Genomic DNA, 15,103 nt, shown 5'->3' with positions numbered 1-15,103 from the left:
AGGCGGGCGCCTCTCCGGAACCGGCCGGGTCGAGGAGACGGCGAGCGCCTCTTCGGAGGCCGGGCGGGGAGTCGGCGGGCTCCTCTCCGGAAGCCGGCCGGGCCGAAGAACCGGCGGGCGGCTCCCCGGAATTGGCCGGGTCGGGGAGACGGCGGGCGCCTCTCCGGAGGCCGGGCGGGCCGAAGAACCGGCGGGCGCCTCTCCGGAACCGGCCGGGTCGAGGAGACGGCGAGCGCCTCTTCGGAGGCCGGGCGGGGAGTCGGCGGGCTCCTCTCCGGAAGCCGACCGGGCCGAAGAACCGGCAGGCGCCTCTTCGGAGGCCGGGCCGAAGAACCGGCGGGCGCCTCTCCGGAACCGGCCGGGTCGAGGAGACGGCGAGCGCCTCTTCGGAGGCCGGGTCGGGGAGTCGGCGGGCGCCTCTCCGGAAGCCGGCCGGGCCGAAGAACCGGCGGGCGCCTACCGGAACCAGCCGAACCGCTCGGCGATCAGCGGCAGCCGGTCCGCCGCGATCGCGTGTGCGGCGGCCCGCGGAGTCGTCGCGTCGGCCTGGGCGCGGGCCAGCATCCGCTCGACCAGGGACCGCATCGAGCGGCGGAGGTACGCGAACGCCTCCTGGGGGTCGGCGCCGATGTCCCCGAACAGCGTCCACCACCACCAGGCGTTCGTGCCCGAGTTCACCACGACGTCCGGCAGCACGGTCACCCCGCGCGCGGTCAGCAGCGGCTCCACCTCCGGACGTACGGGCATGTTGGCCGCCTCCACCACCCAGCGGGCGGTGATCCGCTCCTGGTTCCCGGCGTCGATCGCGTACGACACGGCGGCCGGAACCAGCACCTCCGCGTCGGCCGCCAGCCAGGCGTCGCCCGGCAGGTCGCGGTCGCCGGGACGCAGCGCGGAACGGTCCACCGTGCCATGGGCGTCCCGGGCCGCGAGCAGCGCCTCGACGTCCAGGCCCGCCGGGTTGGCGATCGTGCCCTCGAGGTCGGCGACGGCCACGACCGTGAGCCCCCCGCGTGCGAGGAAGCGCGCGGTGGCCCCGCCCATGGTGCCGAAGCCCTGGAGGGCGACCCTGGTCCCGGCGGACGGCACGCCGGCCCGGTCCAGGGCGGCCAGGGTCGCCTCGGCGACACCGCAGCCGCCGGCCAGCTCGTCCAGACCGATGCCGTCGACCTCCACCGCGAACGCGTCCCGCAGCCGCCGCCGGGCCGCGCCCTCGTCGTCGAGCAGGGGGTACACGGCCTGGATCGAGGAGACCAGCCCCGCCTCGGCCGCCGCCCGGTCGACCAAATCCTGGGTGAGCCCCAGGTCCTCGCCCGTCGTCCAGCAGCTCTCTATGTACGGCCGCATCGCGCGCAGGTACCGCACCAGCAGCGGATACGCGCCCGGATCGCGGGGGTCGCAGTCGATACCGCCCTTCGCGCCGCCGAGCGGGACGTAGCGGCTCGCCGGGTCGTAATGCAGGGCCTCCTTGACGGTCATGCCGCGGGCGAGACCGGTGACCTCGTCCAGCGTGCAGCCGGAGCGCATCCGCAGACCGCCGCTGGCGACCCCGCGGACCAGCCGGTCGACGACCAGGAAGCCCTGCCGTCCCGTGAGGTGATCGGTCCAGGTCAGGGACAACAGAGGGGTGGCCATCGGGCTCCTTCGCGACGCACGTCACTGAATCAGCGGTCAGTATCGCCCCGGTTCGGTTCCGGTGGGGCACCGGTGATCCGGTGTTGTCGGAGGGGCCGACCATAATGGAAAGCCTGACCGACTCCACCTGGAGGTACCGTGGCCGGTTTCCGTACCCTGAGCTCCGGGCTCCGCGCGCTGCAGCCCGGGGCGTTCGGCGCCGACCCGAGCGGTGAGCGCATGGCGCGCATCCGCAGATCGCCCCACTTCGCGGACGGGGTCTTCCAGAACCCCGGCGGCCCCGCGCGGACCCGCCCCTCGGGCTCGACCCTGGACTTCGCCAAGGTCTTCTTCGACAAGGAGACCCGGCCCCGCCGGGCCCCGAAGGGAACCGTCCCGGTGCACTCCACCACTCTCGCCGACATGGCCCGGCCCCCGGCCACCGGGCTCCGGCTGACCTGGATGGGACACTCCAGTGTGCTGGCCGAGGTGGACGGCCGGCGCGTCCTGTTCGACCCGGTGTGGGGCGAGCGCTGCTCGCCCTTCTCCTTCGCGGGCCCCAAGCGGCTGCACCCCGTGCCCCTGCCGCTCGCCGCCCTCGGACCGGTCGACGTCGTGGTCATCTCGCACGACCACTACGACCACCTGGACATGCCCACCATCAAGGCGCTCGCGAGCACGGACACGCTGTTCGCCGTGCCCCTCGGTGTCGGCGCGCACCTGGAGCACTGGGGCGTGTCCGCCGGCCGGCTGCGCGAGCTGGACTGGCACGAGTCCACCGAGATCGGCGGCCTCACCCTGACCGCCACCCCGGCCCGGCACTTCTGCGGCCGAGGGCTGCGCAACACCCAGCACACCCTGTGGGCCTCCTGGGTCGTCACCGGTGAGGAGCACCGGATCTACCACAGCGGCGACACCGGCTACTTCGACGGCTTCCAGGAGATCGGCGCCGCGCACGGGCCGTTCGACGCCACGATGATCCAGATCGGTGCGTACTCCGACTTCTGGCCCGACATCCACATGACCCCCGAGGAGGGCATGCGCGCCCACCTCGACCTCCAGGGCGGCCCGGAGCACGGCCCGATGCTGCCGATCCACTGGGCCACCTTCAACCTGGCGACGCACCCGTGGGCGGAGCCCGGCGAGGGGACGCTCGCGGCCGCCCGCGCGGTGGGCGCCGGGGTCGCCCTGCCCCGCCCCGGCGAGCCGTTCGAGCCCGCCGCGGAGAACATCCCGTCCGAGCCGTGGTGGCGTGGGGTGGCGCTCGCCCCGGCGGGTGGCTTTCCGGCCGCGGAAGCCCTCGCCGACGCCACGATCAAGACCGCGTCGGACACGGCAGCCATGGCCCAGGCCGACACGGTGCGTGACGGCGGTCGTGGGGCAGGCCAGGGCACGGAGGACCCCGAGACGCTCACGACGGGCTGACCCGGACGTACGACAGACCGGCGGCGAGGGCCGGGGAGCGAGAGGCTCCCCGGCCCTCGCCGTCTTCGCGTGACCGCTTCTGACCAGGTCGGATCGAGCTCTTGCTGTTCACGCTCGGATGCGGACGGGTGTTATCGGTCTGTCGTACGAGACCTCATACCAGAGCGGGACGCTCACCGTATGAGTTTGTCAACTGCCCACCGCACATGATGCGCTGACGACTACTGTCAGTGGCCGTCGGGAAACAGGCGGATCAGGAAGCGGGGGCCGGCACGTGCGGGCGCAGGGCGGACGAGGGAGTCGACGCGACGGGGATCCCCGCTGTCCGCGCGCCACCGACGCCGGACCGGACCCGGCCGGAGACACGGGTGCCCGGGCCGGTGACGCCGCGGCCGGTGGCGCGGCGGGCGCCGGAACCGGCGCGCGTGGGGCCGGGGCCCGTGGCCCGGGCCGGCACGCGGGCCCCGGTGGCGCCGGGGGCGGGCGGAAGCGAGGGGAGTCCGGGCGCGCGCCCCGGGGCACGCGCAAGCGGCCGCGCGAACCCGGTCGCAACCCCACGAGCTCCCCTGGCACCCAGGCCCGACGTACCAGTACGAGGACACCGATGTCTCACCTCCGCGCACCTGCCGCGCACGCAGACCGCCGCGAGGGCGGGCGGCACGGGCGGCCCGCCGTCCGCACCGCACCCGCGCTGCCCGAGACCCACATACGGCCTCAGCTGCTGCGGCTCGCGGTCCTGCCCCCCGTCGCCGTCGCGCTCAGCGGCTGCGCCGCCGTTCTCTTCACCGTCCGATCCACCGGAACGCGGCCGGGCCCCGTCCTGTGGGCGGTGCTCGGCGGCGCGGTCTTCGTGGCCCTCGTGGGCATCGTCGTCGCCGCCGTCGCCGCCGACCGGGCCGCCCGCTCCGTGCACGACCGCATCGGCGTGCTGCGCCGCGGCACCGCCCGGCGCGAGGCCGATCTGCGCACCCTGGTCGAGACGTTGCGCCGCGGCGACGGCCCGCCGCAGCTCGCACCGCAGAGCCGGACCGGCGGCCCTTCCGGGGACGCCGACGACTTCGACCTCCTCGCCGCCGACCTGTCCCGCGCACACGACGGCGCCGTCACCGCCGTCGTGCAGGCCTCCCAGCTCTCCAGCCAGGCCGGGAGCGAACAGAAGCTCGAGGTGTTCGTCAACCTCGCACGGCGCCTGCAGTCCCTGGTGCACCGCGAGATCTCCATCCTCGACGAGCTGGAGAACGAGATGGAGGACCCCGACCTGCTCAAGGGGCTCTTCCACGTCGACCACCTCGCCACCCGCATCCGCCGTCACGCCGAGAACCTCGCCGTGCTGGGCGGGGCCGTCTCGCGCCGCCAGTGGAGCAACCCGGTCTCCATGACCGAGGTGCTGCGTTCGGCCATCGCCGAGGTCGAGCAGTACTCGCGGGTCAAGCTCGTGCCGCCGATCGACGGACAGCTGCGGGGGCACGCCGTCGCCGACGTCATCCATCTCCTGGCCGAACTCGTGGAGAACGCCACGGTGTTCTCCGCCCCGCACACCCACGTCCTGCTGCGCGCCAACCTCGTCACCTCCGGGCTCGCCGTCGAGGTCGAGGACCGCGGACTCGGCATGCCCCTGGAGGAACAGGCGCGGATGAACGCGCTGCTCGCCGACCCCGACCAGGTCAACGTCGCCCGGCTCCTGGCGGACGGCCGCATCGGCCTGTTCGTCGTCTCCCAGCTCGCCCGGCGGCACGGCATCACCGTCCGGCTCCAGACCAACATCTACGGCGGAGTGCAGGCGGTGCTCGTCGTACCGCAGGCGCTGCTGGGAGCGGAGGCGGGGGTGGAGTCCGGGGCCGGGTCACCCGGGGGAGCGGAGCAGCCGGAGGGCGGAACGGCGGGTGCGGAGCGGCCGGCCGTCGCGGGGCCGCCGGCCGGGCGAGCCGGACAAGGAGGCCGCGCCGGGCAGGCAGCGGCTGATGCCGGAACCGGGGGGCATGCGGTCACCGGTGCCACGTCCACGGGGCGGTCATCGGCCGAGGGGACCGCACTGGTGGCCCCCTCCCTCCGACTGCCCGCGTCCGGATCCGGGGCGTCGATGCCGCAGGCGGCACACCCGGCACCCGGGGCCTCGCGCGGGCACGACGCCGAACCGGCCCCGGGCGGGAACGCGCCGGGCGGCAGGCCCGCGCCCCTCCCCCTGCGCGGTGCCCGACGGGAGCGTCCTACCCCGGCCGAGGCACGGCCCGGCATCAGTGCCGACGACCGGCGCCTGCTCGCCGAGAACGTCACCGAGCTGCCCACCCCCCGCAACGGCACCGTGCGCGGCACCATGGGCAAACCCCAACTGCCCCGTCGGCGCGCCCAGGAGCACATCGCACCCCAACTGCGCGACGGCCCGACGCCACGTCAGGACCCCGACCACCTCGTGGGTCACGACCCCGGTCTGATGGCGGCCTTCCAGCGCGGCATCAGCCTCGCGGAAGCGCAGCACAGCATGGAGGCCGGGCACACGGACCGGGGCGACATGGAGGTCTCCCACACAGACCCGGCCCACACCGGTCCCTCCTCCGTGGCTCCGGCCCACACGGACCTCTCGCAAGTGGATTTCGCACAGACGGACTCCGCCTACACAGACCTCTCGCAGATGGGTTCCGTACAGGCGGACTCCGCCTCCATGGACCAGCTCCGGACGGACCAGCTCCGGACGGACCAGCTCCGGACGGACCAGCTCCGGACGGACCAGATCCGGCAGGACGGGAGCGCGCCCGCCGGATGACCACCCCCCTTCCCACCCCCACCCCCAGCGCTCCCGCTGACCTTCGTACCCCAAGGAGTCGATCCACCATGGCGAGCGATGCGCCGACCGCCCACGTTTCCGACCTCGACTGGCTGATGAGCGGCCTCGTGCAGCGCGTACCGCACACGACCGCCGCGGTGCTCCTGTCCTGCGACGGGCTCGTGAAGTCCGTGCACGGCCTCGACCCGGACAGCGCCGACCACATGGCAGCGCTGGCCTCGGGCCTGTACTCCCTCGGCCGCAGCGCCGGTGTCCGTTTCGGTGACGGCGGCGACGTCCGGCAGGTCGTCGTCGAACTCGCCTCGACCCTGCTGTTCGTCACCACCGCTGGCTCCGGCACCTGTCTGGCCGTGCTCGCCGGCCGCGAAGCCGACGCGGCCGTGCTGGGCTACGAGATGGCGATGCTGGTCAAGAGCGTCCGCCCCTACCTGGTGACCGCCCCCCGCCAGTCCGTGGATTCCCCGGCGATGAGGCCTTGAGCGTGACGGCGGCCGGTGACGGGCCCTGGCTCGACGACGCGGCCGGACGGCTGGTGCGGCCGTTCACGGTCAGCAACGGCCGCACCCGTCCGACCGTCGCGCTCGACCTCGTGTCGCAGGTGATGGCCACCGGGGTGACCCCCCTCGGCTATCTCGGCCCGGAGCACGCGCAGGCGATCGAGCGGTGCCGGGTGCCCGTCGCCGTCGCCGAGGTCGCCGCCCACCTCGAACTGCCGGTGGCCGTCACCAAGGTGCTGCTGGCGGACCTCGTCGACTGCGGGGCGCTGACGACCAAGCCCCCCGCGTTTCACCACAACCCGACGGACCGGGCCCTTCTGGAGGCAGTGCTCGATGGACTACGACGACAGCTCTGACTACACCGACGGACCGGGCCACGGCGCCGACCCGTTCCCCACCGCGCTGAAGATCCTGGTGGCGGGCGGGTTCGGCGTGGGCAAGACGACCTTCGTCGGCGCGGTCAGCGAGATCGCGCCGCTCAGCACGGAGGAACTGCTCACCACCGTCAGCGCCGCGACCGACAACCTCGACGGCATCGAGAACAAACTCGAGACGACCGTGGCCATGGACTTCGGCCGCATCACCCTCGACCCGCAGCACGTGCTGTACCTGTTCGGCACGCCCGGACAGGAGCGCTTCTGGTTCATGTGGGACGAGTTGTGCGAGGGCGCGCTCGGCGCGGTCATCCTCGCCGACACCCGCCGGCTCCAGGAGTGCTTCGCTGCGGTCGACTTCTTCGAGCAGCGCGGCCTCGGCTTCATCATCGCCGTCAACGAGTTCGACGGCGCCTTCCGCTACGACCCCGAGGAGGTACGCGGTGCCCTGGACCTGTCCGCGGACGTTCCCGTCGTGTGCTGCGACGCGCGGATCTCCAGCTCCGGTGTCCAGACGCTGCTGACCCTGGTGCGCCACCTCATCGCCCACACGCCGGCCCCCGCTTCGGGGTACGGCGCCCACACGTGAGCCCTTCACATCCCTCAGGAAGCCCGTATATGACGCAAGCCCACATCCCAGGAGCATGCCCATGACGTACGACCCGCCGCGCCCGGCCGGTCGTCTGCTGCTCACACCCGAGGACACGGAGGCACCCGCCCGAGCCGGCCGACTGCGCCGACTGGGCCTGGGGCAACACCCCGAACCCGCGCTCGACGCCTTCGCGCACCGCCTCGCCGAGTTCACCGGGGCGCCGTACGCCATGGTCAACCTCCCCGGCGAACAGGGGCAGTTCTACGCGGGGCTCTACGTGCCCGCCGTCGCCCCGGTCGTGCGCAGCGACGGCACCAGCCCGCGCCTCGGCCGTGCCCTGCCCCGCGACCACGGCTTCTGCCCCCACGTGGTGGCGCGCCGCAAAGCCCTCGCACTGGAGGACGTCGGCGACTATCCGCGGTTCGCCGGCAACCCGGTGGTCGACGAGTTCGGCATCCGCTCCTACCTCGGTGCACCGCTCATCGACGGTACGGGCCTGGTGCTGGGCACGGTCAGCGTGGCGGACGTCGCCCCGCGGCCATGGGGGAAGCCCGGCCTGGCGGCGATCAAGGAACACGCCGCACGGCTCGTCGTGGAGCTGGAGAGCCGCGACGGTCTGCCGCCCTACTGAAGCCCGGCGTCCCCACGGCCGCTGAGGCGTGAAGGAAAGCTGAGGCGGCGCTTAAGAAAACCTCGATGGACCGGCGGGCCGCCGTACGGCAGATTGCAGTGCGATCCCACTCCTCTCCCGGTCAGGGGCGCCTTCGGCATGCCCGGGGCCGGGACTCACCCACAGGAGCCGTAGCGGTGAAGGCGCTGGTCAAGCAGAAGGCGGAACCCGGGCTGTGGCTCGCGGACGTCCCCGAGCCCACCGTCGGGCCCACGGACGTGCTCATCAAGGTGCTGCGCACCGGCATCTGCGGCACCGACCTGCACATCCGGGCCTGGGACGGCTGGGCCCGGCAGGCGATCAGCACCCCGCTCGTGGTCGGGCACGAGTTCGTCGGCGAGGTCGTCGAGACCGGCCGGGACGTCACCGACATCTCCGTCGGCGACCGGGTCAGCGGCGAGGGCCACCTGGTGTGCGGCAAGTGCCGCAACTGTCTGGCCGGCCGCCGTCACCTGTGCCGGGCCACCGTCGGACTCGGAGTCGGCCGGGACGGCGCGTTCGCCGAGTACGTGGCCCTGCCCGCCGGCAACGTCTGGGTGCACCGGGTGCCCGTCGACCTCGACGTGGCCGCCATCTTCGACCCCTTCGGCAACGCCGTCCACACCGCGCTGTCCTTCCCGCTCGTCGGCGAGGACGTCCTGGTCACCGGCGCGGGCCCCATCGGCCTGATGGCCGCCGCCGTTGCCAGGCACGCGGGGGCCCGCAACGTCGTGATCACCGACGTGAGCGAGGAGCGGCTGGAACTCGCCCGCAAGATCGGCGTCAGCCTCGCGTTGAACGTCTCCGGGGCGACCATCGCCGACGGGCAGCGCACGCTCGGACTGCGCGAGGGCTTCGACATCGGCCTGGAGATGTCCGGCCGCCCCGAGGCGATGCGCGACATGATCGCCAACATGACGCACGGCGGCCGCATCGCCATGCTCGGCCTGCCCGCGCAGGAGTTCCCCGTCGACTGGGCCCGCGTCGTCACCTCGATGATCACCATCAAGGGCATCTACGGCCGCGAGATGTTCGAGACCTGGTACGCCATGTCGGTCCTTCTCGAAGCAGGTCTCGACCTCGCACCCGTGATCACCGGCCGCTACGGCCACCGCGACTTCGAGGCGGCGTTCGAGGACGCGGCGAGCGGCCGCGGCGGCAAGGTCATCCTCGACTGGACCGCGTAACTCCCCTTCTCCGCGAGCACCTTAGGAGCTTCCCTCATGTTCGACTCCGTGCGCGACGACCTGCGCGCCACCCTCGACGAGATCCGCGCCGCCGGACTGCACAAGCCCGAGCGCGTGATCGGCACCCCGCAGTCCGCCACCGTGAACGTCACCGCGGGCGGCCGCCCCGGCGAGGTCCTGAACTTCTGCGCCAACAACTACCTCGGCCTCGCCGACCACCCCGAGGTCGTCGCCGCCGCCCACGAGGCCCTGGACCGCTGGGGCTACGGCATGGCCTCCGTCCGCTTCATCTGCGGCACCCAGGAGGTGCACAAGGAACTCGAGGCCAGGCTCTCGGCGTTCCTCGGCCAGGAGGACACGATCCTCTACTCCTCCTGCTTCGACGCCAACGGCGGCGTGTTCGAGACGCTGCTCGGCCCGGAGGACGCGGTCATCTCCGACGCGCTCAACCACGCCTCCATCATCGACGGCATCCGCCTGTCCAAGGCCCGCCGCCTGCGCTACGCCAACCGCGACCTCGCAGAGCTCGAAGCCCGCCTCAAGGAGGCGTCCGACGCACGGCGCCGCCTGATCGTCACCGACGGCGTGTTCTCCATGGACGGCTACGTGGCCCCGCTGCGCGAGATCTGCGACCTCGCCGACCGCTACGACGCGATGGTCATGGTCGACGACTCCCACGCGGTCGGCTTCGTCGGCCCCGGCGGGCGGGGCACCCCCGAGCTGCACGGTGTCATGGACCGCGTCGACATCATCACCGGAACCCTCGGCAAGGCCCTCGGCGGTGCCTCCGGCGGCTACGTCGCCGCCCGCGCCGAGATCGTCGCCCTGCTGCGCCAGCGCTCCCGGCCGTACCTCTTCTCCAACACCCTCGCCCCGGTCATCGCCGCGGCGTCGTTGAAGGTCCTCGACCTGCTGGAGTCGGCGGACGACCTGCGGGTGCGGCTGGCCGAGAACACGGCCCTGTTCCGCAGCCGGATGACCGGGGAGGGCTTCGACGTCCTCCCCGGCGACCACGCCATCGCCCCGGTGATGATCGGGGACGCGGCGGTCGCCGGACGCATGGCGGAGCTGCTGCTGGAGCGCGGCGTGTACGTCATCGGCTTCTCGTACCCGGTGGTGCCGCAGGGCCGGGCCCGCATCCGCGTCCAGCTGTCGGCCGCGCACTCCACGGACGACGTCAACCGCGCGGTCGACGCGTTCGTGGCGGCCCGGGCCCAGCTGGACTCCGAGCAGGCCTGAGCGATGCATTTGAGACAATCGATCGCATGATCGAAGCGCGGCGGCTCCACATCCTCCGGGCGGTGGCCGACCACCGTACGGTGACCGCGGCTGCCGCCGCGCTGTATCTCACGCCCTCGGCCGTCTCCCAGCAGCTCGCCGCCCTGGAGCAGGAGACCGGTCACCGGCTCGTCGAGCGGGGCGCGAAGGGCGTACGGCTCACCCCGGCCGGGGAGATCCTGCTCAGTCACACCAACGCGGTCCTCGCCCAGCTGGAGCGGGCCGAGGCCGAACTCGCGGCGTACAGCTCGGGCGCGGCCGGCACCGTCACGGTCGCCTCCTTCGCCACCGGCATCGTCCTCGTCGTCGCGCCCGCCGTCGCCGCTCTCGCCCGGTCGGCACCCGGGATCCGCATCCGCGTCCAGGACGCCGAGGGCGACGCCAGCCTGCCGATGGTGCTGGACCGGCAGGTCGACGTCGCGGTCGCCGTCGAGTACCGCGGGGCGCCGCCCGCCGACGACCCGCGACTGGCCCACCTACCGCTGTACGCCGAGCCCTTCGACGCGGTCCTGCCGGTCACCCACCGTCTGGCCGACGCGGCGGAGGTGCCCCTCGCCGAACTGGCCAAGGACGCCTGGATCGGTCCCTACCCCGGCAATCCCTGCCATGACGTGGTGGTCCTGGCCTGTGAGAACGCCGGTTTCCAGCCGCGCATGGAGCACTCCTCGGACGACTTCCGCGCGGTCGTCGCCATCGCCTCGGCCGACGCGGGCGTCGCGCTGGTGCCCCGCTCGGCGCTGCGCGGGATGGATCTCACCGGGGTGGTCGTCCGCCCCGTCGACGGGACACCCCCCACCCGACGCGTCTTCGCCGCCGTACGCAGGGGTGCCGAGAACCACCCCCTCATCCGCCCCGTGCTGGACGCCCTCGGCGCCGCGGCCCGCGTGTGAGCACCTCGTAACGCAGACGTCTCATATCCGGGTTAGCGTCCCGCATATGAGACGCGATCCGGATGTGAGAGACGACGAGACGGACCCCGTCGATGCCCGGCTGGGCGCACGGCTGGCCGAGCTGAGGGCCGAACACGGCTGGTCGCTGGGCGAGTTGGCGCAGCGCAGCGGGGTGAGCCGGTCCACGCTGTCCCGAGCCGAGCGGGCGGAGACCAGCCCGACGGCCGCACTCCTGAACCGACTCTGCGCCGTCTACGGACGCACGATGTCCCAGCTGCTCAGCGAGGTCGAGGCGGAGCCGGAGAGCGTGGTCCGCTCCGCAGCGCAGCCCGTGTGGCACGACCGGGCCTCCGGCTTCGTGCGGCGGTCCGTGTCGCCCCCGCACACCGCACTGCGCGGCGAACTGATCGAGGCCCGCCTCTCGCCCGGCGCCGACATCGCCTACGACCGTCCGCCCCTGTCCGGGCTGGAGCAGCACATCTGGATCCTGGAGGGAGCGCTGGACGTGACCGCCGAGGACACCGAACACCATCTCGCCACCGGCGACTGCCTGAGGATGCGCGTATGGGGCCCGACCCGGTTCCGGTGCGCGGCTGCCGAGGGCGTGCGGTATCTGCTGGCGGTGGTGCGACCGTGATCCGGCTGGACGAGACCCGCCTCGCGGAACGCGCGGGGGCGTTGGCGGATCTGCTGGCCGACACCGTGAACGGCGGTGCCTCGGTCGGATTCCTCGCCCCGTTCACCCGGACGGAAGCCCTGGCGTGGTGGGAGGAGCGCGCCGCGGAGGTCGCCGCGGGCCGGCTCGCCGTCTGGGCCGCATGCGAAGGGGAACGCGTGCTCGGCACCGTGAGCCTGGCCTTCCCCGGCAGGACCAACAGCCGGCACCGCGCCGAGCTCGTGAAACTGATGGTGCACACCGGCGCCCGGGGACGCGGCCTGGGCCGCCGGCTCCTGGCCACGGCGGAGGCCGCTGCCGCGGCGGCCGGTGTCACCCTCCTGCACCTGGACACCGAGACCGGCAGCCCCGCCGAGCAGTTGTACCGGTCCGCCGGCTGGACCCCGATCGGCTCCATCCCCGACTACGCGGCCGACCCCGGCGGGGTCCTGCGGCCGACGACGATCTACTACAAGCGCGTACCGGCAGCCGCTCTCACCAGGTGATGTCAGCGGGAGCCGCTACGGTGCCTGCCATGCCGGATGCCGAAGACGTACGACGGATCGCCCTGTCCCTGCCGGACACGACGGAGAAGATCGCCTGGAGCATGCCCACGTTCCGGGTCGCGGGAAAGATGTTCGCCACACTGCCGGAGGACGAGACCTCCGTCGCCGTGCGCTGCCCCAAGGAGGAGCGGAACGAGCTGGTGCTCGCCGAGCCGGGGAAGTTCTGGATCGCCGACCACGAGTCCCAGTTCGCCTGGGTGCGGGCCCGGCTCGACGCCATCGAGGACGAGGCCGAACTGCGCGACATCCTCGCCGACTCCTGGCGTCAGGCGGCCCCGGCCCGGCTCCTGGAGACCCATCCCCGCCTGGGCCTCCCGGACGGCTGAGACTCCGGCCCGCACGCGGCGGGGAACCCGGCCCCCGGCCCCGGAAACGGGTGCGCGATCACCGGTACGAGTGCGGTATTGTTTCCCTGCGCGTTCGGCCGGGGGGAACCCCCAGGTCAGGCGGGCAACGGGACGTGGCGCAGCTTGGTAGCGCACTTGACTGGGGGTCAAGGGGTCGCAGGTTCAAATCCTGTCGTCCCGACAGGTGAAGCAGCAGGTCGGCGGCCGTATCGGAGCATTCCGGTACGGCCGCTCGATCGTTTCACGCCCAAGGAGCGGCCCCGCAAGGCGCTCCCGGGTGTCGCTGAGCACACCGAGGGCGCCGTAGCGGGCGCCGACCAGGTCCATGGCGGTGGTCACGAGCGGTGGTCACGATGCGGTGCAGCACCGCGGGCAGCCCGCCTCACGGCTGATGACCACCACGGCGTCCAGCAGGGCGCGCGACTGCTCGTGCCCTGCCGCCATCACATGCGCCTCCCGGCCGGAGGCCGGTCACGTGCGAGAGGCTCAGGCCTCAGATCCCGCAGCCCGCGTGCGCCAGTGCCTGCTTCAGGAGCACCCCGTGCCCGCCCGGCATCTCGCTCTGCACCGCCTCCGAAACGGCGTCCTGCGGGCTGAACCACACCAGGTCGAGCGCGTCCTGCCGAGGCCGGCAGTCACCGGTCACCGGCACGATGTAGGCGAGGGACACCGCGTGCTGGCGCGGGTCGTGGTACGGCGTGACGCCCTGCGTCGGGAAGTACTCCGCGACCGTGAACGGCTGGAGCGACGCCGGCACGCGGGGCAGCGCGACCGGGCCGAGATCCTTCTCCAGGTGGCGCAGGAGGGCGTCGCGGACGCGCTCGTGGTGCAGCACGCGGCCGGAGACCAGCGTCCGGCTGACCGTGCCGTCGGGCCCGATGCGCAGCAGCAGGCCGACACTGGTCACTTCGCCGCTGTCGTCGACGCGTACCGGGACGGCCTCGACGTACAGGATCGGCATGCGGGCACGTGTCATCTCCAGGTCGTCGGAGGACAGCCAGCCGGGCGTGGTTTCGGTCATGTCAGACATCGCTTGATCATACTTTCAGCCGTTCGGACTTCCTGGGTAGCCGCTTCAGGGGAACTGTGACCGGCCCCACGCCTGTCTAATCGTCCTGAGCCGGCCCGTCCCGCAACCGGTAGACCCGCAGGGCGTTGTCCCGCCCTGCCCAGCGGGCGATCCGCAGCGCGTCGGGCAGGGCCAGCTCGTCGGCGTCCACCCGCTCCTGCAGCAGTTCCGCGAGCCCCTGCCGGAACGCGAGCGCTCCGAGGTGGTGGAACTCGGGCACACCGTAGGCGTCGGAGCTGTACAGGAGTTTGCGGAACGGCGTGATCTCCAAGGCCTCCGCGAGGACCGCACCGGCCCGGGCGGGGCCGACGTGGTGGAGGGTGAGGCCGACGTCGAGGTACACCTGCTCGAAGACCGCCGCCAGGTAGGCGGCCTGCCGCTGGTAGGGCCAGCAGTGCAGGAGCAGGACGGGGATGGTCCCGGCGGTGAGGTGCAGCCAGTCCGTGAGGTGCGCGGGGTCGACGCGGTGCAGCCGGATGTCGTTGTCACCGAACCCGGTGTGCAGCTGGAGCGGCAGACCGAGGTCGACGGAGGTCCACAGCAGGTGCCGTACGAGGACCGGGTGGTCGAGACGCCCGCCGCTGCGGAGCCAGGACCGGGCCGCCTCCGTGACCTCGGCGTCCGACGGGCGGGCCGGGTCCAGGTCGAATCCGGTGCGGTAGGCCGCCACCGACTTCACGGCCACCACCCCGGGCCGCCGCACGGCGTCCAGCGCGGCTGCGCGGAAGGCGTCCGCGTAGGCGTCGGCCTCGACCCCGGCCGTCCCCACCGACTCCGCTACCCCCTCCAGCCGTACCACCTCGTACGCCGTCCCGCCCGCCGCCTCGGCGATGTCCCGGGGGCTGGTGAGGCGGGCGGGGGCGTAGCCGGTGTCGACGCAGAAGACGTCCGTGCCGGTCGCGCGCAGAAAGCGGCGCTGCACCTCGCGCCAGCCGAGGTCCGAGCGGCGGGCGAGGTACTCCCGTGGGGCGGCGTGCCGGGGCAGGTCGAGCAGGGGAGCGCAGTGCCGGCGCACGGCCACCCCCGCGGGGCTGTCGAAGGGCGAGACGCCCGGCCAGGCCTCGCCCTCCGTGAGGAGGGACTCGAAGGCGTCCCGGTCGAGGTCGGCCGGGACGGTGCCGTGGCAGTGGTGGTCGACCAGCCGTACGGAGTCGAGCGTCTCGCGGACCGCCCCCATG

Annotated in this window: 15 protein-coding genes and 1 tRNA gene; 13 read left to right on the top strand and 3 right to left on the bottom strand. The window is 73.1% G+C overall.

All coding sequences use genetic code 11. From position 1 onward, the window contains the following. Positions 1-456 precede the first annotated feature (456 nt). A complete protein-coding gene (locus AB0F04_RS01750) occupies positions 457-1,635 on the bottom strand; it encodes a Glu/Leu/Phe/Val dehydrogenase dimerization domain-containing protein (RefSeq protein WP_362036616.1) in 1,179 nt (392 codons plus the stop codon). 138 nt (positions 1,636-1,773) lie between these two features. On the opposite strand from AB0F04_RS01750, the gene AB0F04_RS01745 reads away from it, so the two are divergent. The 13 genes from AB0F04_RS01745 to AB0F04_RS01685 all read left to right on the top strand — a co-directional run bounded on the left by AB0F04_RS01745 (position 1,774) and on the right by AB0F04_RS01685 (position 13,037). Continuing rightward, positions 1,774-3,039: an MBL fold metallo-hydrolase gene (locus tag AB0F04_RS01745; RefSeq protein WP_362036614.1), complete on the top strand. Its 1,266-nt coding sequence runs from the start codon at positions 1,774-1,776 to the stop codon at positions 3,037-3,039. Between the two features lie 604 nt (positions 3,040-3,643). Next, positions 3,644-5,800: an ATP-binding protein gene (locus AB0F04_RS01740; RefSeq protein WP_362036612.1), complete on the top strand. Its 2,157-nt coding sequence runs from the start codon at positions 3,644-3,646 to the stop codon at positions 5,798-5,800. A gap of 68 nt (positions 5,801-5,868) precedes the next feature. Continuing rightward, complete coding sequence (locus tag AB0F04_RS01735; protein ID WP_053671618.1) at positions 5,869-6,300, top strand: roadblock/LC7 domain-containing protein; 432 nt, start codon at positions 5,869-5,871, stop codon at positions 6,298-6,300. A gap of 2 nt (positions 6,301-6,302) precedes the next feature. Further along, positions 6,303-6,674 carry a DUF742 domain-containing protein gene (locus AB0F04_RS01730; RefSeq protein ID WP_053671617.1) on the top strand — a complete coding sequence of 124 codons (372 nt, stop codon included), beginning with the start codon at positions 6,303-6,305 and terminating at the stop codon, positions 6,672-6,674. After that, the gene (locus AB0F04_RS01725; RefSeq protein WP_362036609.1) at positions 6,652-7,281 is read left to right on the top strand and encodes an ATP/GTP-binding protein; all 630 of its coding nucleotides are present in this window, start codon (positions 6,652-6,654) and stop codon (positions 7,279-7,281) included. The genes AB0F04_RS01730 and AB0F04_RS01725 overlap by 23 nt, the downstream gene beginning before the upstream one ends. 61 nt (positions 7,282-7,342) lie before the next feature. Further along, positions 7,343-7,915, top strand: coding sequence for a GAF domain-containing protein (locus AB0F04_RS01720; RefSeq protein WP_362036607.1), 573 nt, complete (start codon positions 7,343-7,345; stop codon positions 7,913-7,915). A 176-nt stretch (positions 7,916-8,091) separates the two neighbouring features. Beyond that, positions 8,092-9,120, top strand: a complete 1,029-nt coding sequence (gene tdh, locus AB0F04_RS01715; RefSeq protein WP_362036605.1) for an L-threonine 3-dehydrogenase — start codon at positions 8,092-8,094, stop codon at positions 9,118-9,120. Positions 9,121-9,156: 36 nt separating this feature from the next. Further along, the gene (locus AB0F04_RS01710) at positions 9,157-10,359 is read left to right on the top strand and encodes a glycine C-acetyltransferase (RefSeq protein WP_362036602.1); all 1,203 of its coding nucleotides are present in this window, start codon (positions 9,157-9,159) and stop codon (positions 10,357-10,359) included. Between the two features lie 26 nt (positions 10,360-10,385). Next, positions 10,386-11,288 carry a LysR family transcriptional regulator gene (locus tag AB0F04_RS01705; RefSeq protein ID WP_362036600.1) on the top strand — a complete coding sequence of 301 codons (903 nt, stop codon included), beginning with the start codon at positions 10,386-10,388 and terminating at the stop codon, positions 11,286-11,288. Between the two features lie 46 nt (positions 11,289-11,334). Continuing rightward, positions 11,335-11,925 carry an XRE family transcriptional regulator gene (locus AB0F04_RS01700; RefSeq protein WP_362036598.1) on the top strand — a complete coding sequence of 197 codons (591 nt, stop codon included), beginning with the start codon at positions 11,335-11,337 and terminating at the stop codon, positions 11,923-11,925. After that, positions 11,922-12,449, top strand: coding sequence for a GNAT family N-acetyltransferase (locus AB0F04_RS01695; RefSeq protein ID WP_362036596.1), 528 nt, complete (start codon positions 11,922-11,924; stop codon positions 12,447-12,449). Before AB0F04_RS01700 ends, AB0F04_RS01695 begins: the two co-directional genes overlap by 4 nt. Positions 12,450-12,478: 29 nt before the next feature. After that, positions 12,479-12,835 (top strand): MmcQ/YjbR family DNA-binding protein, encoded by a 357-nt coding sequence (locus AB0F04_RS01690; RefSeq protein WP_362036594.1) that lies wholly within the window; start codon positions 12,479-12,481, stop codon positions 12,833-12,835. 128 nt (positions 12,836-12,963) lie between these two features. Continuing rightward, a tRNA-Pro gene (locus AB0F04_RS01685) sits at positions 12,964-13,037 on the top strand. Positions 13,038-13,349: 312 nt separating this feature from the next. Here the strand turns inward: AB0F04_RS01685 and AB0F04_RS01680 are convergent. Both AB0F04_RS01680 and AB0F04_RS01675 read right to left on the bottom strand, forming a co-directional pair. Beyond that, complete coding sequence (locus tag AB0F04_RS01680; protein ID WP_362036592.1) at positions 13,350-13,886, bottom strand: NUDIX hydrolase family protein; 537 nt, start codon at positions 13,884-13,886, stop codon at positions 13,350-13,352. A 76-nt stretch (positions 13,887-13,962) separates the two neighbouring features. After that, complete coding sequence (locus AB0F04_RS01675; protein WP_362036590.1) at positions 13,963-15,102, bottom strand: amidohydrolase family protein; 1,140 nt, start codon at positions 15,100-15,102, stop codon at positions 13,963-13,965. Position 15,103 lies beyond the last annotated feature (1 nt).

The organism is Streptomyces sp. NPDC029041 (assembly GCF_040637515.1).
Classification (GTDB): domain Bacteria; phylum Actinomycetota; class Actinomycetes; order Streptomycetales; family Streptomycetaceae; genus Streptomyces.
The sequence above is the reverse complement of the archived record's forward strand: the minus strand, read 5'-3'. Positions and strand labels throughout refer to the sequence as shown.